Annotated in this window: 16 protein-coding genes; 4 read left to right on the top strand and 12 right to left on the bottom strand. The window is 68.4% G+C overall.

Annotated elements, in window-relative coordinates; all coding sequences use genetic code 11:
- Positions 1 to 2: 2 nt before the first annotated feature.
- From METRZ18153_RS0100070 to METRZ18153_RS0100080, 3 genes are read left to right on the top strand one after another with little or no spacing between them, the layout of a single operon-like run.
- Complete coding sequence (locus METRZ18153_RS0100070) at positions 3 to 863, top strand: DMT family transporter (RefSeq protein ID WP_020162806.1); 861 nt, start codon at positions 3 to 5, stop codon at positions 861 to 863.
- Positions 864 to 873: 10 nt separating this feature from the next.
- Complete coding sequence (locus METRZ18153_RS0100075) at positions 874 to 1,512, top strand: helix-turn-helix domain-containing protein (RefSeq protein WP_020162807.1); 639 nt, start codon at positions 874 to 876, stop codon at positions 1,510 to 1,512.
- A 21-nt stretch (positions 1,513 to 1,533) separates the two neighbouring features.
- Positions 1,534 to 2,895 (top strand): sensor histidine kinase, encoded by a 1,362-nt coding sequence (locus tag METRZ18153_RS0100080; protein WP_020162808.1) that lies wholly within the window; start codon positions 1,534 to 1,536, stop codon positions 2,893 to 2,895.
- Positions 2,896 to 3,696: 801 nt separating this feature from the next.
- Here the strand turns inward: METRZ18153_RS0100080 and fba are convergent.
- The 11 genes from fba to METRZ18153_RS0100135 form a co-directional block, all read right to left on the bottom strand.
- Positions 3,697 to 4,713: a class II fructose-bisphosphate aldolase gene (gene fba / locus METRZ18153_RS0100085; protein WP_020162809.1), complete on the bottom strand. Its 1,017-nt coding sequence runs from the start codon at positions 4,711 to 4,713 to the stop codon at positions 3,697 to 3,699.
- Positions 4,714 to 4,744: 31 nt separating this feature from the next.
- Positions 4,745 to 5,650 (bottom strand): hypothetical protein, encoded by a 906-nt coding sequence (locus tag METRZ18153_RS0100090; protein WP_020162810.1) that lies wholly within the window; start codon positions 5,648 to 5,650, stop codon positions 4,745 to 4,747.
- 2 nt (positions 5,651 to 5,652) lie between these two features.
- Positions 5,653 to 7,725, bottom strand: a complete 2,073-nt coding sequence (tkt, locus tag METRZ18153_RS0100095) for a transketolase (protein ID WP_020162811.1) — start codon at positions 7,723 to 7,725, stop codon at positions 5,653 to 5,655.
- Between the two features lie 19 nt (positions 7,726 to 7,744).
- Positions 7,745 to 8,623 carry a phosphoribulokinase gene (locus METRZ18153_RS0100100; RefSeq protein WP_020162812.1) on the bottom strand — a complete coding sequence of 293 codons (879 nt, stop codon included), beginning with the start codon at positions 8,621 to 8,623 and terminating at the stop codon, positions 7,745 to 7,747.
- Between the two features lie 38 nt (positions 8,624 to 8,661).
- Positions 8,662 to 9,735 (bottom strand): class 1 fructose-bisphosphatase, encoded by a 1,074-nt coding sequence (locus METRZ18153_RS0100105; RefSeq protein WP_020162813.1) that lies wholly within the window; start codon positions 9,733 to 9,735, stop codon positions 8,662 to 8,664.
- 77 nt (positions 9,736 to 9,812) lie between these two features.
- The gene (locus tag METRZ18153_RS0100110) at positions 9,813 to 10,532 is read right to left on the bottom strand and encodes an HAD-IA family hydrolase (RefSeq protein WP_020162814.1); all 720 of its coding nucleotides are present in this window, start codon (positions 10,530 to 10,532) and stop codon (positions 9,813 to 9,815) included.
- A complete protein-coding gene (rpe, locus tag METRZ18153_RS0100115) occupies positions 10,525 to 11,223 on the bottom strand; it encodes a ribulose-phosphate 3-epimerase (RefSeq protein ID WP_020162815.1) in 699 nt (232 codons plus the stop codon). Before rpe ends, METRZ18153_RS0100110 begins: the two co-directional genes overlap by 8 nt.
- Positions 11,220 to 11,987, bottom strand: coding sequence for an HAD-IA family hydrolase (locus METRZ18153_RS0100120; protein ID WP_020162816.1), 768 nt, complete (start codon positions 11,985 to 11,987; stop codon positions 11,220 to 11,222). The genes rpe and METRZ18153_RS0100120 overlap by 4 nt, the downstream gene beginning before the upstream one ends.
- Entirely contained in the window at positions 11,977 to 12,906 is a 930-nt protein-coding gene (cbbX, locus tag METRZ18153_RS0100125) for a CbbX protein (protein WP_020162817.1), read from the bottom strand. Before cbbX ends, METRZ18153_RS0100120 begins: the two co-directional genes overlap by 11 nt.
- A gap of 89 nt (positions 12,907 to 12,995) precedes the next feature.
- Complete coding sequence (locus tag METRZ18153_RS0100130; RefSeq protein ID WP_020162818.1) at positions 12,996 to 13,415, bottom strand: ribulose bisphosphate carboxylase small subunit; 420 nt, start codon at positions 13,413 to 13,415, stop codon at positions 12,996 to 12,998.
- A 136-nt stretch (positions 13,416 to 13,551) separates the two neighbouring features.
- Positions 13,552 to 15,018: a form I ribulose bisphosphate carboxylase large subunit gene (locus METRZ18153_RS0100135; protein ID WP_020162819.1), complete on the bottom strand. Its 1,467-nt coding sequence runs from the start codon at positions 15,016 to 15,018 to the stop codon at positions 13,552 to 13,554.
- Between the two features lie 376 nt (positions 15,019 to 15,394).
- On the opposite strand from METRZ18153_RS0100135, the gene METRZ18153_RS0100140 reads away from it, so the two are divergent.
- The gene (locus METRZ18153_RS0100140; RefSeq protein WP_020162820.1) at positions 15,395 to 16,381 is read left to right on the top strand and encodes a LysR family transcriptional regulator; all 987 of its coding nucleotides are present in this window, start codon (positions 15,395 to 15,397) and stop codon (positions 16,379 to 16,381) included.
- Positions 16,382 to 16,785: 404 nt separating this feature from the next.
- Here the strand turns inward: METRZ18153_RS0100140 and METRZ18153_RS0100145 are convergent, their stop codons facing one another.
- Positions 16,786 to 17,916 carry an aminotransferase class V-fold PLP-dependent enzyme gene (locus METRZ18153_RS0100145; RefSeq protein WP_020162821.1) on the bottom strand — a complete coding sequence of 377 codons (1,131 nt, stop codon included), beginning with the start codon at positions 17,914 to 17,916 and terminating at the stop codon, positions 16,786 to 16,788.
- Between the last annotated feature and the right edge of the window lie 441 nt (positions 17,917 to 18,357).

The raw sequence follows: 18,357 nt of genomic DNA on the forward strand, positions 1-18,357 counted from the left end.
CCGTGTCAGCGCTGTTCGCCCCTGCCCTCTTCGTCCTCGTCTGGTCCACCGGTTTCATCGTCGCGCGGGCCATAGACGGCGTGGCCGACCCGGCTCTCTTCCTGCTTGCCCGCTTCACGCTGACCACGCTGCTGTACAGCGCCATCGCGCTCGCGCTGCGTGCCGCCTGGCCGGCGCGCGCGCAGTGGCCCAAACACCTGCTCGCAGGTGCGCTGCTGCAGGGCGTGTACATGGGCGGTGGCTACTGGGCGGTGGCGCACGGGCTGTCGCCGGCGGTGATGGCGCTGCTCGCCACGCTGCAGCCGATGTTCACGGCGCTGATCGCGCAGCGCCTGTTCGACGAACCGCTGGGCCGCCATTTCTGGGGCGGTTTGCTGGCCGGTGCGCTGGGGGTCGTACTGGTGCTGGCGCCGCGGCTGGCCAGCGTCGGCCCGGAGGCGCTGTCGCCGCTGGTTGTCGGCGTGGCGCTGGTGGCGGTGGCCGGCATCACCGCCGGCACGCTGGTGCAGAAGAGCTCCATAGCCGACGCCGACCTGTTCAGTTCGAGCGCCATCCAGAACGCCGGCGGTGCGCTGGTCTGCCTGGTGATCGCGCTGGCGCTCGGCGAGTCGCTGTGGGTGCCGGGCCTCGCGCTGTGGGCGGCGCTCGCCTGGGCGGTGCTCGGCCTGTCGGCCATCGGCAGCACGCTGCTGGTATGGATGGTGCGCCGCGGCTCGGCGGCGAAGGTGAGCGTGCTGGTGCTGCTGGCGCCGCCGCTGGCCGCGGCGCAGGCGGCGCTGCTGTTCGGCGAGCGGCTGGCGCCGCTGCAGATGGCGGGCTTCGCGCTGGCGCTGGGCGGCGTGCTACTGTGCCGGCGTCGCTGAAAGTCATGTCATGCACGCTGCCGATCCCAACGTCGATACCCGCTGCTACGGGGCTGAACCGGCCGGGCACGCGCACGACTTTCACCAGGTCGTGTTGGGTGGCGATGGCGGTACCGAACTGGAGGTGGACGGCCACCTGCATCGCGTCGATGCCGGCGCCGGGTTGGTGATTCCGGCCGGCACCCGGCGCGTGCAACCGCTGCTCGGGCTGGCCGGAGAGCGTGTGTCGCGGCCGCGTCACTGGCTGCTCGCCACCCGTTTTGCTGACGACCTGGCGCAGCGACTGCATGCCGCATCCGCCGCCGACGACGCGCGCCGCTTTCCGGTCGACCGCATCGACGCCTGGCTGCGCCGCCACGCCGGCGAGGCGCCGTCGCTGCAGTTAATGGCGGCCCGCTTCGGCTACGGTCCGCGCCGCTTCCACGACCTCTTCGTCGACGCCTTCGGCGAACCGCCGCACCGTTACCTGGTCCGCCTGCGCCTGGACGCTGCGCTCGCACTGCTCGACGACAGCACGCGCTCGCTCGGCGACATCGCGCTCGACACCGGTTTCGCGGACCAGAGCGCCTTCACCCGCCGTTTCACGCAACGTTTCGGCCTGCCGCCCGGACACTGGCGGCGCGCTGCCGGCGCTACGATGCGCCGTTGACGACACCTGCCCGCTGCCGCGATGACCGATCTGCCGAAATCCGCCGACACCGACGCCCTGATCGCGCGTGCTCACATCGAGGGCGTTGACGAATCGACCTGGCTGGACGTGATCCAGCGCATGGACGAGGTGTATTCGCAGCTGGTCAGCGACGAAATCGCGCTGGAGCAGAAGAACGTCGAGCTCGAACAGTCGCAGCAGTTCATCTTCAGCGTCATGTCGGCGATGTCGGACGTGCTGCTGGTATGCAACGAACGCGGCGAGATCGAGGAAACCAACGCCGCACTGTGCGAACTGGTCGGCCGCAGCGACGACGAGCTGCGCGGCACGCTGGTGTTCGCGCTGCTGGCTGACGACGCCAGCCGCGCCCGCATGCGCGGCGTGCTCGACGACGCCAACCCGTCGCGCCGCGGCCAGGCGGTCGAACTGAACCTGCGCGACGCCGAGGGCCGCCCGGTTCCGGTCGACACCAATCTGACACCGCGTTTCGCACGCAACGGCAAGCGCGCCGGCACCGTGTTCGTCGGCCGGCCGACGGCCGAGCTGAAACGCGCCTACCACGAGCTGCGCGAAGCGCACGAGGCCTTGAAACTGGCGCAGCAGCAGCTGCTGCATTCGGAAAAGATGGCCTCGCTCGGCCGCCTGGTCGCCGGCGTTGCGCACGAACTGAACAATCCGATCAGCTTCGTGCTTGGCAATGTGCACGCACTGAAGAAGTACAGCGAACGCATGGGCCGCTACATCGACGCCGTGCACGCCGGCGCTTCCGACGAGGAACTGGGCGAACTGCGCACCAGGCTGCGCATCGAGCATCTGCTGAAGGACCTGCCCTCGCTGATCGAAGGCACGATGGAAGGCGCGCAACGCACGGCCGACATCGTGAACGGCCTGAAGCGCTTCTCGGCGGTGGACCCGGAAGGTCGCACCGCGGTTGACCTGAATACCGTGATCGAGCGCGCCATTCACTGGATACGCAAGGGCACCACAGCGGCGGTCGACATGCACTGGGAAGCCGGCGCGCCCTGCGTCGTCATGGGCAGCGCCGGCCAGCTGCAGCAGGTGGTGATGAACCTGCTGCAGAACGCCTGCGACGCCGCCGGTGCCGACGGCCGCACCGCCGAACTGACCATCGCCTGCACGGCCACCGGTGAGCGCGTGCGCATGACCCTGCGCGACAACGGCCCCGGCATTCCCGACGAATACCTGTCGCGCATCTTCGAACCCTTCTTCACCACCAAGCCGGTCGGCAAGGGCACCGGCCTCGGCCTGTCCATCAGCTACGGCATCGTCGAACAGCACGGCGGAACGCTGGTCGCCCGCAATCACCCGGACGGCGGTGCCGAATTCGTGCTCGAACTGCCGGCGGCTGCCTCGCTGACCTGATCGCGCTTGCGTCGTTGTCGGAGGGTCTCCCGACCTCGACTGCACCCCGGATCGAAGCCGGCGGACTGCGAAGAGCCGTCGCGGCCAAGGCCGCTCCCACAGGAACTGCGCCGGATCCGCGGCCGGAGCCCGCGCCGGGGTTCTGTGGGAGGGGTCTTCTGACCCCGACGGGGCCTGCGATCAAGCGCCGTCTGCCGCTCAGGCGCCGCGGTCGCGGTCAGAGGACCGCTCCTACAGGGGGCGTGCTCTCGACCCGCGGCCCGAGCTTGGATTGGGTTCTGTGGGAGGGGTCTTCTGACCCCGACGCGGCCTGTGATCAAGCACCGCCTGCCGCTCAGGCGCCGCGGTCGCGGTCAGAGGACCGCTCCTACGGGGATGTGCTCTTGGCCCGCAGCCCGAGTCTGGATTGGGGTGCTGTAGGAGGGGTCTTCTGACCCCGACGGGGCTTTTGATCAAGCACCGCCTCCCGCTCAGGCGCCGCGGTCGCGGTCAGAAGACCGCTCCTACAGGGGGCGTGCTCTCGACCCGCGGCCCGAGCCTGGACCGGGGTTCTGTGGGAGGGGTCTTCCGACCCCGACGCGGCCTGTGATCAAGCACCGTCTGCCGCTCAGGCGCCGCGGTCGCGGTCAGAGGACCGCTCCTACGGGGATGTGCTCTTGGCCCGCAGCCCGAGCCTGGATTGGGGTTCTGTGGGAGGGGTCTTCTGACCCCGACGCGGCCTGTGATCAAGCGCTGTCTGCCGCTCAGGCGCCGCGGTCGCGGTCAGAAGACCGCTCCTACGAGGGTGTGTTTTCGCGCTGCTCAGGCCGCCTTGCGCAGCACGATGCGGCCGGCCATGCCGGCGCAGCCGAAGGCTTCGAAACGCTCGATGCAGAGGTCGCGGGCGGCGGTCATGGCGTCCTTCATGAACTTGCGCGGGTCGAACTCGGACGGGTTCTTCGCCATCGCGCGGCGCATGGCACCGGTCATCGCCAGCCGGATGTCGGTGTCGATATTCACCTTGCGCACGCCGTGGCGGATGCCTTCCTGGATTTCCTCGACCGGCACGCCATAGGTTTCGCGGATGTCGCCGCCGTGCTCGCGGATGATGCCCAGCCAGTCCTGCGGCACGCTGCTCGAGCCGTGCATGACCAGGTGGGTGTTCGGGATGCGCGCGTGGATGGCCTTGATGCGGTCGATCGCGAGGATGTCGCCGGTCGGCTTGCGCGAGAACTTGTACGCGCCGTGGCTGGTGCCGATGGCGATGGCCAGCGCGTCGACGCCGGTGGCGGCGACGAAGTCGGCCGCCTGTTCCGGGTCGGTCAGCATCTGTTCGTGCGTCAGCACGCCGGCGGCGCCAACACCGTCCTCCTCGCCGGCGGTGCCGGATTCGAGCGAGCCGAGGCAGCCCAGTTCGCCTTCGACCGACACACCGACCGCGTGCGCGATGTCGACCACGCGGCGGGTCACGTCGACGTTGTACTCGTAGCTGGCCGGCGTCTTCGCGTCTTCCATCAGCGAGCCGTCCATCATGACGCTGGTGAAGCCGGAGCGGATGGCCTGCACGCACACCGCGGCGCTGGCGCCGTGGTCCTGGTGCATGACGACCGGGATATCCGGATACATTTCGGCCGCCGCTTCGACCATCTTGCGCAGGAAGGGCTCGCCGGCGTACTTCCGGGCGCCGGCCGAGGCCTGCAGGATGACGGGCGCATTGACTTTCTGCGCCGCCTGCATGATGGCCTGGATCTGTTCCAGGTTGTTGATGTTGAAGGCGGGAACGCCGTAGCCGTGTTCGGCGGCGTGGTCGAGCAGCTGGCGCAGGGAAATCATGGGCATGGTTTTTCCTTCAGGGGCTAGGGGCTGGGGATCAGGGGCTGGGGGGGCGGTGCATGGCACGGGCGGTGTCGACCACGCGGTGGGCGTAGCCGAGGTCGCCGCGGTAGCCGGCGCACACCTTGACGACGCGGCCGGACACCTGGGTCCAGCCGGATTCGAAGATGCAGGAGCGGGTGTCGCGGTCGGACAGTGCGGTGGTAAAGGGCGTGTCGCCGTAGCGCACGATGTCGGCCCAGTCGCCGAAGGCGGCGGCCTGCATCAGGCTGTTCACTTCCTCGACCGAGCTGGCGCGTTCGGCGACGAACACCATGCCGACCAGCGACGCATGAACGCCGGGGATGCGCATCGGTTCGGTTTCGTCGAAGCAGTGGTCCAGTTCCGGCAGCACGCGGTGCAGGTGTTCGGCCGCGCCGGTGCGTTGTGGCAGAGCACCCTCACCCGGATCGGCGTCGTGCGGCCGGCTGTGCACGGCGGTCAGCATCGCGTTCGAAATGCCGAGCGCGTCGTGCAGCACGCGCGCCACCGGCGCGATGCCGTGCGTCGCGCGGCAGGCGCTGTGCACGCGCAGATGGCTGTCGCGCAGCGCGCCATGGTTGATGCCATAGACGACCGTCGCATCGACCGCGGCCCCGGCCGGCGCGCAGCTCAGCACCTTGCGCGCGCCGGCCTGCAGGTGCGCCCGTGCGTCGCCGCCGGTGCAGTCGAGCACGATGTCTACCGCGTGCCGCTTCCACGGCAGACGGCGGGTGTCGCGTTCGCGCAATCGCACGAAGTCGGCACACCCCGCGTCGGCACCCCCGACGTGGGCATCGGCGTCGCTGCTGCCGGGTGGCGCGTTCAGCGCGACCAGTTCGAAATCGTCGCGGCCGGCCAGTGCGCGCAGCACGCTGGCGGCGAGCAGGCCGCCGCCGTCGATGGCGATGCGGGTCGGCGTCATGATCAGCCGGCCGTCAGTGCTTCGCGCTCGGCATGCGCCGCACCGTGCGCCGCCACCAGCGCGCGTGCGCGTGCGGCCACCGCTTCCGGCGTGATGCCGAAGTGCTTGAACAGCAGGCCGGCCGGCGCCGATTCGCCGAAGCGGTCGAGGCCGACGACGTCGCCGCTGACGCCGGCTTCGCCGACGTATTTCCACCAGTGCGCGGTGCAGCCCGCTTCGATGGCCAGTCGCGGCAGCCGGCGCGGAATCACCTCCTCACGCCAGCGCGCGTCCTGCCGCTCGAACGCTTCGACGCAGGGCATGGACACCACGCGCGCGGCGATGCCGTCGGCCGCCAGCAGCTCGGCCGCGAGCAGCGCGATGCCCACTTCGGAGCCGGTGGCGATCAGGCATACCTGTTCGTCGCGCGGATGGCGCAGCACATAGCCGCCGCGCGCGATGTCGTCGATGCGCACACTGCCGTCACCGGCATGTGGCAGCGCCTGGCGCGACAGCAGCAGGCAGGCCGGGCCTGGCTGCGTGCTGGCACCACGGCGCAGCGCCTCACGCCAGGCGACCGCGGTTTCGGTGGCGTCGCACGGACGCCAGACGTCGACGTTCGGAATCAGCCGCAGGCTGGCGGCGTGCTCGACCGGCTGATGTGTCGGGCCGTCCTCGCCGAGGCCGATCGAATCGTGCGTGAACACATAGGTTACCGGCAGATGCATCAGCGCCGACATGCGGATGGCGTTGCGCGCGTAGTCGGAGAAGGTGAGGAAGGTGCCGCCGTAGGGCCGGTAGCCACCGTGCAGCGCCACGCCATTCATCACCGCCGCCATGCCGAATTCGCGCACGCCGTAATGCACGTGGTTGCCGGTGCCGTCGCCCTTGAGTGGGCGGTTGCCCTTCCAGTCGGTCAGGTTGGAGCCGGTCAGGTCGGCCGAGCCGCCGAGCAGTTCCGGCATCGCCGGCGCGATGATGTGCAGCGTGTCCTGCGAGGCCTTGCGCGTGGCAACCGATGCGGCGCGCACTTCGGCCGCGTCGCAGGCGGCTTCGAGCGCGCGCAGCGCGTCGGACGACAGCGTGGCGTCGCTTTTCAGACGGCGGCGCAGTTCAGCCGCCAGTTCGGGGAAAGCCTTGGCGTAGTTGTCGACGCGCTGCTGCCAGCTGCGGTGCGCCGCGGCGCCGCGTTCGCGCGCCGACCAGGCGGACTGCAGCGCGGCCGGAATCTCGAATGGCGCCGCGGTCCAGCCCATCGCTTCGCGGGTGAGCGCAATCTCGGCCTCGCCCAGCGCCTCGCCGTGCGCCTTCGCCGTGCCGGCGCGGTTGGGCGAGCCCTGGCCGATGCGCGTTTCGCAGCAGATCAGCACCGGTCTGTCGCTGCCGAGCGCGCTTTCAATCGCCGCGTCCAGCGCGACCGGGCTGTGACCGTCGACGTTGCGGATGACCGTCCAGCCGTAGGATTCGAAGCGCGCCGGCGTGTCGTCGGTGAACCAGCCGCTCACGTCGCCGTCGATCGAAATGCCATTGTCGTCGTAGAACACGACCAGCTTGTTCAGCTTCCAGGTACCGGCCAGCGAGCACACTTCGTGGCTGATGCCTTCCATCAGGCAGCCGTCGCCGACGAAGGCCCAGGTGCGGTGATCGATCACCGCGTGGCCCGGCCGGTTGAACTCGGCCGCCAGCAGCTTCTCGGCGAGCGCCATGCCGACCGCGTTGGCGATGCCCTGGCCGAGCGGGCCGGTGGTGGTTTCGACACCCGGCGTGATGTCGACCTCCGGGTGGCCCGGCGTGCGCGAATGCAGCTGGCGGAAGCGGCGCAGTTCGTCCATCGGCAGGTCATAGCCGGTGAGGTGCAGCAGCGCGTACAGCAGCATCGAGCCGTGGCCGTTGGACAGCACGAAACGGTCGCGGTCCGGCCACTGCGGATCGGCCGGGTCGTGCTTCAGGTGGTGGCGCCACAGCGCCTCGGCGATGTCGGCCATGCCCATCGGCATGCCCGGGTGGCCGGAGTTGGCGGCCTGCACGGCGTCCATCGCCAGCGCGCGGATCGCGTTGGCGCATTGCGTGCGGAGGAAGAGGTTCGCGTCGTTCATGTGAGGTCCTCGGAATCTGTCAGGCGGCGCGCAGCTGACGGCGGCGTTCGATCAGGCGCAGGATCATCGGCGTGAAAATGAGCTGCATCGCCAGTTCCATCTTTCCGCCCGGCACCACCAGCGTGTTGGCGCGCGACATGAAGGAGTCGTGCAGCATGCTGAGCAGGTAGGGGAAGTCGAAGCCGCGCGGATTGGCGAAGCGGATCACCACCAGGCTTTCGTCGGCGGTCGGAATCGTCCGCGCGATGAAGGGGTCGCTGGTATCCACCACCGGCACGCGCTGGAAGTTGATGTGGGTGCGCGTGAACTGCGGACAGATGTAATGCACGTAGTCGTGCATGCGGCGCAGGATGACGTCGGTCACGGCTTCGGTGGAATAGCCGCGGGTGCTGCGGTCCCGGTGGATCTTCTGGATCCACTCGAGGTTGATGACAGGCACCACGCCGATCAGCAGGTCGGCGTACCGGGATACATCAACATGTTCTGTCTTCACGCCGCCGTGCAGGCCCTCGTAGAACAGCAGTTCGCTGTCCGGCAGCGGCTCCCACGGCGTGAAGGTGCCGGCCGGCTGCTGGTAGGGCGCGGCTTCCTCGTCGTTGTGCAGGTATTTGCGGCTGCGGCCGCTGCCGCTCTCCGAGTAGTCGCGGAACAGCTGTTCGAGCTCGGCGAACAGGTTGGCGTCCTCGCCGAAGTGGCTGAAGTGCGGACGGCCGCCGGCCTCTGCTTCGGCCATGGCCTTCTTCATTTCGGCGCGATCGTAGCGGTGGTAGCTGTCGCCCTCGATGATGGCGGCCGACACGTTCTCGCGGCGGAAGATGTTCTCGAAGGTGCGGGTGACCGACGAGGTGCCGGCACCGGACGAACCGGTGATGGCGACGATGGGGTGTTTCGCGGACATGGAAGACCTCGCGGAAGGATGCGGAATCGGGTGTGCGTTCAGACGATGTCGGCGAACAGGCCGCGCTTGCCGAACAGCGGCGACTGGAAGGTGTCGGCAGGCGGTTCGCGGTGGTAAGCCTCGATGCGCTCGACCTCGTCGGCCGAGCCGAACACGAAGCCGATGCGTTGGTGCAGCGCGTCCGGCTGCACGTCCATCAGACGGCTGCGGCCGGTGCTGGCCATGCCGCCGGCCTGTTCGATCAGGAAGGAGATCGGGCTGGCTTCGTACAGCAGGCGCAGGCGGCCGGGCTTGGCCGGATCCTTGTTGTCTTTCGGGTACAGGAAGACGCCGCCGCGCATCAGGATGCGGTGGGTTTCCGCCACCAGCGAGGCGATCCAGCGCATGTTGAAATCGGCCTCGCGCGGGCCGGTGCGGCCGGCCAGGCATTCGTCGACGTAACGGCGCACCGCCGGCTCCCAGAAGCGGCTGTTCGACGCGTTGATCGCGAACTCGCGCGTGCTGCGCGGCACCGACAGGTTCGGGTGGCTGAGCACCCATTCGCCGAGCACCGGGTCCAGCGTGAATGCGTGCGTGCCGCTGCCCAGCGTGATCACCAGCATGGTGGACGGGCCGTAGATCGCGTAGCCGGCGCACACCTGTTCGCGGCCCGGCTGCAGGAAGTCGGCAGCGGTCGCCTCGCGCGCCGGGTCGGGCGCGCGGGTGATCGAGAAGATGCTGCCGACCGACACGTTCACGTCGATGTTGGACGAACCGTCCAGCGGGTCGAAGGCGAGCAGGTATTTGCCGCGCGGGTACTGGCCCGGCGGCAGCGATATGTCGTCCAGCTCTTCCGACGCCATCGCGGCGACGTGGCCGCCCCACTCGTTGGCGCGCAGGAAGATCTGGTTGCTGAGCACGTCCAGCGTCTTCTGTTCCTCGCCCTGCACGTTGCCGCTGCCGGCCGAACCGAGGACACCGGCCAGGCCGCCGAAGGCCACCTTGCGCGAAATCGCCTTGCAGGCGAGCGCGACGTCGGTGATCAGCGCGTTGAGGTCGCCGGTCGCCTCCGGGTGACGGCGGCGTTCTTCGATCAGGTACTGGACCAGCGTGGTGCGTCCGCCTGTGGGCATGAGACTCTCCTCCCTTGATGTGAATGCGTGGATGCGCGCGCCGTCTGTGCGGTGCTGCGCCGGTATGCGTGTGCTGCCTACTCGGTCTCTTCCTCGAAGCGCGCGCTCATCTGCGCGAGCAGCTGCGACGGCGCGCTGACCGGCCAGGGCGTGACGCCGGGTGCGCTGGCGTGGTGACCGCCCGCGGTGCCGTAGCCCCAGCCCACCAGCGCGACCGGGCAACCGGCGGCCTGCGCCGCCAGCAGGTCGGCCGAGCTGTCGCCGACCATCAGCAGTTGCGCCGGCTTCACCGCGAGGCGTGCGGCGGCGGCGTCGAGCATGGCCGGCGAGGGCTTGAGCAGTTCGCTGCGGTCGCCGCCGTAGACCGCGGACATGAAGGGCAGCAGGCCGGCGGCGGCGAGCACCGCGCGGGCGAGTGGCGTCGGCTTGTTGGTCACCACCACCAGCGGGCAGATGGCGTACAGGCCTTCGACCATTTCCTCGATGCCGTCATAGACCGTGCCGTGATCGAGCGGCGCCTCCAGCGTGGCGCGGTCGAAGTCGGCGCGCAGGCGGGCGTGCAGCGTGCCGTCGCTGTGTGCGAGGCCGAGGTGGTCGATTGCGCGCGAGATCAGCTTGTCCGGTCCGCCGCCTATCCAGCCACGCACGGTGACGAGGTCGACATTGGGCAGGCCGGCCTGCGACAGGCCGAAGTTCAGCGCGTGCCAGATGTCGGCGGCACTGTCGACCAGCGTGCCGTCGAGGTCGAAGGCGATGGCGTGGATGCGGCTCAGGTCGGGGATGTTCTTGTCAGGCATGGGAGGACTCGTGTGCAAAGGTCCGCGCGCGGCCGGCGAGGGCGCGTTCGCGCAGCGTGCGGATGGAATCGGCGTAGCGGCCGCCGGTGAATACGGCGGAGCCGGCGACCAGCGTGTCAGCGCCGGCCGCGGCTACGCGGGCGGCGTTGTCGGCATTGACGCCGCCATCGACCTCGAGCCAGATGTCGCGGCCGCAGTCGTCGATGCGGCGGCGCACCGCCTCGATCTTGGGCAATGCGGACTCGATGAAGCGCTGGCCGCCGAAACCGGGGTTCACCGACATCAGCAGCACGAGGTCCAGCTGTTCCAGCACGTGGTCGAGCACGTTGAGCGGCGTCGCCGGATTCAGCACCAGCCCGGCCTTCACGCCGTGGCTGCGGATGAGCTGCAGCGTGCGGTCGATGTGCTCGCTCGCCTCCGGGTGGAAGGAAATGATGGAAGCGCCGGCCTCGGCGAACATCGGGATCAGCGCATCGACCGGCTTCACCATCAGGTGCACGTCGATCGGCACCGTGGCGTAGGGTCGGATCGCCTGACAGACCAGCGGCCCGACCGTCAGATTGGGCACGTAGTGGTTGTCCATCACGTCGAAATGGATGAGGTCGGCGCCGGCTTCGATCACGGCCGTGACCTCTTCGCCCAGCCGTGCAAAGTCGGCCGACAGCAGGCTGGGGGCGATGCGCACGCTCATGACAGCGCCTCTTCGCGCAGGCTGCTCAGTTCGGCGAAGGACAGCCAGGCGCACTCGCGCAGGCGGCCGCCCGGTTCGCCGGCCAGGGGCGTCTGCGGGTCGCCCAGCTGCGGCAGCACCAGTCCGGCGTCGTCGAAGTTGTGGTCCTCGGTCCAGAAGGTGGGCGTGACCACGGTCCACAGACCGGCCGCCGTCGCGGCGCGCAGGCCGTTGGCGGAGTCCTCGAAGGCGATGGCGTGGTCGGCGCGCACGCCGAGGTGCTGCAGCGCCAGCAGGTAGATGTCGGGCGCCGGTTTCTTCGCGGCCACCTGGTCGCCGCAGGCGATGACGCCGAACAGGTCGAGCGCGCGCGTGCCCAGCGTGGCGTGCAGCAGCGCGTCGATATTCACCGCGGTGGTGGTGCTGGCGATGGCCAGCCGGCAGCCGGTCGTGGCAGCTTCGTCGAGCAGCCGCACGATGCCCGGCCGCAGCGGCACCGCGCCGTCGCGCACCACCGCGCTGTAGAAGCGGGTCTTGGCCGCGTGCATGTGCGGAATGCGCGCGACGAGCTCGGCACGCTCGCCGTCGGTCAGGTCGAGCGAGGCGATGTGGCGCGCGATGCGTTCCTTGCCGCCGGTGGTCGACAGCAGGCGGCGGTAATCGGTGCGCGACCACTTCCAGCCGGTGCCGAGCTGTTCGAAGGCGAGGTTGAAGGCGGTGCGGTGGGCTTCTTCGGTGTCGGCCAGCGTGCCGTCGACGTCGAAGATGAGGGCATCAAGACGCATGGAAATCGTCCTTTCCGTTGGCGGCGAACACGCGGCTGGCCAGCACGTCGCCGGCTTCCAGCGTGCACAGCGCGTCGCGCGTCGGCGCCGCATCGAGGTCGAACAGCCGGGTGGCGTGGCGCAGGCGGATGCGGTCGAGCGCGTTGCGCACCGAACGCGCATTCGCGAAGTGCGGCTGCTGGCGGCGCAGCCGCACGTAGCGCGCGAAGGCCTCGTGCGCGTCGCCGTCGAAGCGGTAGTTCAGGCCGGACAGCATCAGCTCGGCGATGCGCATCAGCTCGTCCTCGCTGTAGTCCGGGAAGTCGATGTGGTGTGCGATGCGGGAGGCCATGCCGGGGTTGCTGGAGAAGAAGGTGTCCATGCGGTCGCGGTAACCGGCGAGGATCACCACCAGGTCGTCGCGGTGGTTCTCCATCACCTGCAGCAGGATTTCGATCGCCTCCTGGCCGTAGTCGCGCTCGTTCTCCGGCCGGTACAGGTAGTAGGCCTCGTCGATGAACAGCACGCCGCCCATCGCCTTCTTGATCACTTCCTTGGTCTTGGGCGCGGTGTGGCCGATGAACTGGCCGACCAGGTCGTCGCGCGTCACCGCCACCAGGTGGCCCTTGCGCACGTAGCCGAGCTGGCGCAGCACCTCGGCCATGCGCAGCGCGACCGTGGTCTTGCCGGTGCCCGGGTTGCCGGTGAAGCACATGTGCAGCGACGGCGGCTGCGACTGCAGGCCCTGCTGCGCGCGCAGCCGGTCTATCAGCAGCAGCGCCGCGATGTCGCGGATGCGGCCCTTGACCGGCGCCAGCCCGACCAGCTCGGCGTCGAGCTGTTCGAGCAGCGCCTGTACGCCGGACGAGGCGAACATCGAACGCGGCGAGCTGGCCGTTTCGAGGTGGTCGCCGGCGGGGGCGAGGGTGGCGGTGTCCATGGTGTCTGCCTCTCAACTCAAGAAGTGCGGGTCCGCGAGAGCCGGAAGGCAGCGGTCCTCCGTGGCTCTGCGGATGCGTGCAGCGGCGCTCAGTAGCGCGCGCCTTCCGGGTGTGCCTGCACGGCGTAGCTCTCGATCGAGTAGCGCAGCGTGCGGCCCGGCTCTTCGGTGCGGACGAGGCGGAAGCCCGGCTCGGCGTCCGGACGATTGACGATGAAGGACAGCACGACCGACTCGGTGCCGTGCGTCGAGTCGAAGGCCGTGACGCGGATGTAGCGCTGCGGGAAGGTGTCGCGGCAGGCCTTCACTTCCATCATGATCGCCGCCGCGTCATGCACGTCGAACATGGGATTGCCGAACATGTCCCAGAAGGTGTTGCGCGGATGCGGATCGTCGGTGTATTCGATGCCGATCGCCCAGCCATTGGCCAGGCAGTACTCGACCTGGGCGCGGATCTGCGCGTCGGTCAGGTCGGGCAGGAAGGAAAAGGTGCCTTGGGTGATGCGCATGGTATTTCTCCTGAATTCGATGACGTAGCGGTTCTGTGGGAGCGCGCTCTGCTCTCTATGCCTTCGGCATCAATCTTCCGGCGGCGATTCGAGGCCGGAATCGCGAGCAAGCTCGCTCCCACAGGAGTGAAGCGGGTCAGACGACGGACGGTGTCGGCACGAAGTCCGAGGTGTCGGTCGAGGTGTAGTTGAAGGTGATGTCGCCCCAGGTATCGAGGGCGGCCGCGAGCGGCGTGCACCACTTGGCGGCGTCGCGCAGGATCTGCGGGCCTTCGGCCTTGATGTCGCGGCCCTCGTTGCGCGCCAGCACCATCGCTTCCAGCGCCACGCGGTTGGCGGTGGCGCCGGCCTGGATGCCCTGCGGATGGCCGATCGTGCCGCCGCCGAATTGCAGCACGACGTCATCGCCGAACAGGTCCAGCAGCTGGTGCATCTGGCCGGCGTGGATGCCGCCGGACGCCACCGGCATCACCTTGCGCAGCGCGCCCCAGTCCTGGTCGAAGAAGATGCCGCGCGGCAGGTCGACCTTGGTGTGGGTGTCGCGGCACACGTTGTAGTAGCCCTGCACGGTGAGCGGGTCGCCTTCGAGCTTGCCGACGGCGGTGCCGGTGTGCAGATGGTCGACGCCGGCCAGGCGCAGCCACTTGGCGATCACGCGGAAGCTCACGCCGTGGTTCTTCTGCCGCGTATAGGTGCCGTGACCGGCGCGGTGCATGTGCAGCACCATGTCGTTCTGGCGGCACCAGTTCGACATCGACTGGATGGCGGTCCAGCCCACCACGAGGTCGATCATGATGATGACCGAGCCCAGTTCTTTGGCGAATTCGGCGCGGCGGTACATTTCTTCCATCGTGCCGGCGGTGACGTTGAGGTAACTGCCCTTCACCTCGCCGGTGGCGGCGGAGGCCTTGTTCACCGCGTCCATCACGAACAGGAAGCGGTCGCGCCAGTGCATGAAGGGCTGCGAGTTGATGTTCTCGTCGTCCTTCATGAAATCGAGGCCGCCCTTCAGGCCCTCGTAGACCACGCGACCGTAGTTGCGGCCACTGAGGCCCAGCTTGGGCTTGGTGGTGGCGCCCAGCAGCGGGCGGCCGAACTTGTCCAGGCGCTCGCGCTCGACCACGATGCCGGTCGGCGGGCCGGCGAAGGTTTTCACGTAGGACACCGGGAATTTCATGTCCTCGAGGCGGGCCGCCTTCAGCGGCTTGAACGAGAACACGTTGCCGATGATCGACGCGGTCACGTTGGCGATCGACCCTTCCTCGAACAGCGACAGGTCGTAGGCGACGTAACAGAAGTACTGGCCCGGCGTGTTGGGCACCGGATCGACGCGGTAGGCCTTGGCGCGATACATGTCGCAGGCGGTCAGGCGGTCGGTCCACACCACGGTCCAGGTCGCGGTGCTCGATTCGCCGGCCACTGCCGCGGCCGCTTCGATCGGGTCCACGCCGTCCTGCGGCGTGATGCGGAACAGCGCCAGGATGTCCGTGTCCTTCGGCACATAGTCGCCGTCCCAGTAACCCATCTGCGCGTATTTCAGGACGCCGGCCGAGTAGCGCTTCTTGGCGTCGGTGATCTGCTGCGGCGTGTTCATGTCGCCCATGTCTTCCTCCTGTTGGATGCGGTGTTGGCCGGTGGGAGCCCGGCTTTGAATCCAGTCTGGGGAAGGGTGATGGATAAGAAAAGTTTGTTTTTTTCCTTGTTCGATTAAGTTAGGCTTATGTTCAGCGGAGGCCGGGAAGTGGATGCTGCGTTGCCGCATCGGTCGCGCACGCTGCAAGCGCCGCTTGCGGTGCGGCGCTCCGGCTGCAATGCGCGCTGCCGGAAGGGGGCGCTGCGGCGGCGCGTCACTGCATACATCAGTTTTTGTTTATCAATGACTTGGCAATCATGAGGCCGGTTCCTGCGGCCTCGTGACCAGGCTGGCGCGCAACTTGTAATGGTCCGGATGTCCCTTTCCGGCCCGCAGGAGATTGCCCATGCTCAAGAACGCCACGCTACGCCAGCTCTCAGCGCTGCACGCGGTCGCCCGTCTGGGCAGCGTGTCGCGCGCGGCCAGCGAAATCCACCTGACCCAGCCGGCGGTGTCGATACAGCTCAAGCTGCTCGAAGAGTCGGCCGGCACGCCGCTGCTGGAACGCGAGGGCCGCGGCATCCGGCTGACCGGCGCCGGCGAGCTGATGGCCGATTACGCGGCGCGCATTCTCGACCTGTGGCGCGAGGTGGGCGACGAGATGGCCGCCTATCGCGGCGTCGTGTCGCGCCGGCTGCGCATCGGCGTGGTCACCACCGCCGAGTATCTGGTTCCGCGCATGCTGGTGGTGTTCGCACGCGAACAGCCGAATGTCGAGGTGAAGCTCAAGGTTGGCAACCGCGACGAGATCGTGCGCCTGCTGACCACGCAGGAGGTCGATCTGGTCATCATGGGCCGGCCGCCGAAAGACCTGAAAACGGTGGCGACGCCCTTTGCCCGTCACACCATGGCCTTCGTCGCCGCGCCGACGCACCCGCTGATGGCGCGCAAGCGGCTGACGCTGCGTGACCTGGCGAAGGAAGACCTGCTGGTGCGCGAACGCGGCTCCGGCACCCGCACCACGCTGGAACAGCTGTTCCGCGAGGCGGATCTGTCACTGCGCATCGGTTCCGAGCTGTCGAGCAACGAGGCGATCAAGCAGATGTGCGCCGCCGGCTTCGGCCTCGCCTTCATGTCGCAGCACATCTGCCGGCACGAGCTCGAGTCCGGCGAACTGGCGCTGCTGCCGGTGGCCGGCAACCCGATCGAGCGCGAGTGGTACGTGATCCGGCTGGCGTCGCGCCAGCTCACCCGCATCGGCGAGGAGTTCGAGCGTTTCCTGATCGACCACGGCCAGCAGCACGTGCAGGATCAGCTTTCCCGCGCGCCGGGGCTGGCGATGCAGGTGTGTGCGGCCGGCACCGGGGCCGATCTTCCGCCGCTGTCCGGCTAAGGCCCGTCCGTCGCCGCAACCCGGAAGTGCTTGTGTGGGAGCGAGCTTGCTCGCGATGCGGCTTTGGCTCGCCGCAGACTTCGTTTCAGGCCGTAATCGCGAGCAAGCTCGCTCCCACGAATCCCGGCTCCCGCCGCCGATTGTGCGCGATCCCTGTGGGAGCGGCCTTGGCCGCGACGCAGCCACTGCAGTCCGCAGGCTTCGATACAGGCCGCAGTCGGGGTCAGAAGACCCCTCCCACAGAAAAACCCGGCTCCGGCCACCGACCGCGAGTCTGGCGCCCGCCTCTGTGGGAGCGGCCTTGGCCGCGACAGGGCCTTTGCCGTCCGCAGGCTTAGATGCAGGCTGCTGTCGGGGTCAGAAGACCCCGCCCGCATAACCCGACCTCGCCTGCGGCCGGATTCTCAGCCGGCGACCTTGTCCAGCGCCGTCTTGAAGTTCTGCACGGTGCGCTCGACGTTCTGCAGCTTGTCGAGGCCGAACAGGCCGACGCGGAAGGTGCGGAAGTCGGCCGGTTCGTCCACCTGCAGCGGTACGCCGGCGGCGATCTGCAGGCCCTGGGCGGTGAACTTCTTGCCCGACTGGATATCCGGATCGCTGGTGTAGCTCACCACCACGCAGGGGGCCTTGAAGCCTTCGGCGGCGACGCTGTCGAAGCCCTTGGCTTCCAGCAGCGCGCGGATCTGGCGGCCCAGTTCGATCTGGTTGGCCTTCACCTTGTCGAAGCCGTAGCGCTCGGTTTCCAGCATCACGTCGCGCAGCTTGGTCAGCGCGTCGGTCGGCAGCGTCGCGTGATAGGCGTGGCCGCCGTTCTCGTAGGCTTCCATGATCTGCAGCCACTTCTTCAGGTCGGCGGCGTAGCTGGTGCTGGTGGTGCTGTCGATGCGCGCACGGGCGCGTTCGCCCAGCATGACCAGACCGGCGCAGGGCGAACCGCTCCAGCCTTTCTGCGGGGCCGACACGACGATGTCGATGCCGAGCGCACCCATGTCCACCCACAGCGTGCCGGCGGCGATGGCATCGACCACGAACAGGCCGTCGACCTCGCGCACCGCGGCGGCGACCTCACGCAGGTAGTCGTCCGGCAGCAGCATGCCGGCCGAGGTTTCGACCTGCGGCGCGAACACCACGGCGGGCTTCTGTTCGAGGATGGCGGCGACCACTTCCTTGACCGGCGCCGGCGCGAACGCCTTCTGCGAACCCGGCTCCGGCTGACGCGCCTTCAGCACGATCTGTTCAGACGGGATGCGGCCCATGTCGAAGATCTGCGTCCAGCGGAAGCTGAACCAGCCGTTGCGGATCACCATCACCTTCTGGTCGGTGGCGAACTGGCGCGCCACGGCTTCCATGCCGAAGGTGCCGCTACCCGGCACGACGACGGCCGACTTGGCGTTGTAGACCTGCTTCAGAACGCGCGAAATGTCTTTCATGACGCCCTGGAAGGCGACAGACATGTGGTTCAGCGCACGGTCGGTGTAGACGACCGAATATTCGAGCAGTCCCTCGGGATCGACATTGGGCAGAAGGCCGGACACGGTGATCTCTCCGTTTCAGTGGGGTAGACGACAGATTTGCACCCCCGCTTGTGGCGGCGGCTGGACAGAACCTGCGGGTGTTCCGGGCGGACGGGTCCGTTCGGAGGGTCGGGATTCTAATCCACTGAGGCAGCTTGCCGGTATGTCGGGTTTCCGCTGTGAGGCCCCGGCACGGATTCTGTGGGAGGGGTCTTCTGACCCCGACGGCGGCCTGAAGCGAAGCCGGCGGACGGCAATGGCCCTGTCGCGGCCAAGGCCGCTCCCACGGTGGAGCGCCCGGTGGAAGCGCGCTTGCCGGATACAGGCGGAAACCGGCAGATGTGCTTGCACCACCGTCCGTCGACGCCCCTCCGCCTCAACTTCACTGCGCATATCTTTTCCGATGCAGATCAATGCCTTGATCTGCATCAATATTTTTGCTGCGGCGCAGAAAAGTCGACT

Origin of the sequence: Methyloversatilis discipulorum, from assembly GCF_000385375.1 — a bacterium.
Taxonomy (GTDB): domain Bacteria; phylum Pseudomonadota; class Gammaproteobacteria; order Burkholderiales; family Rhodocyclaceae; genus Methyloversatilis; species Methyloversatilis discipulorum_A.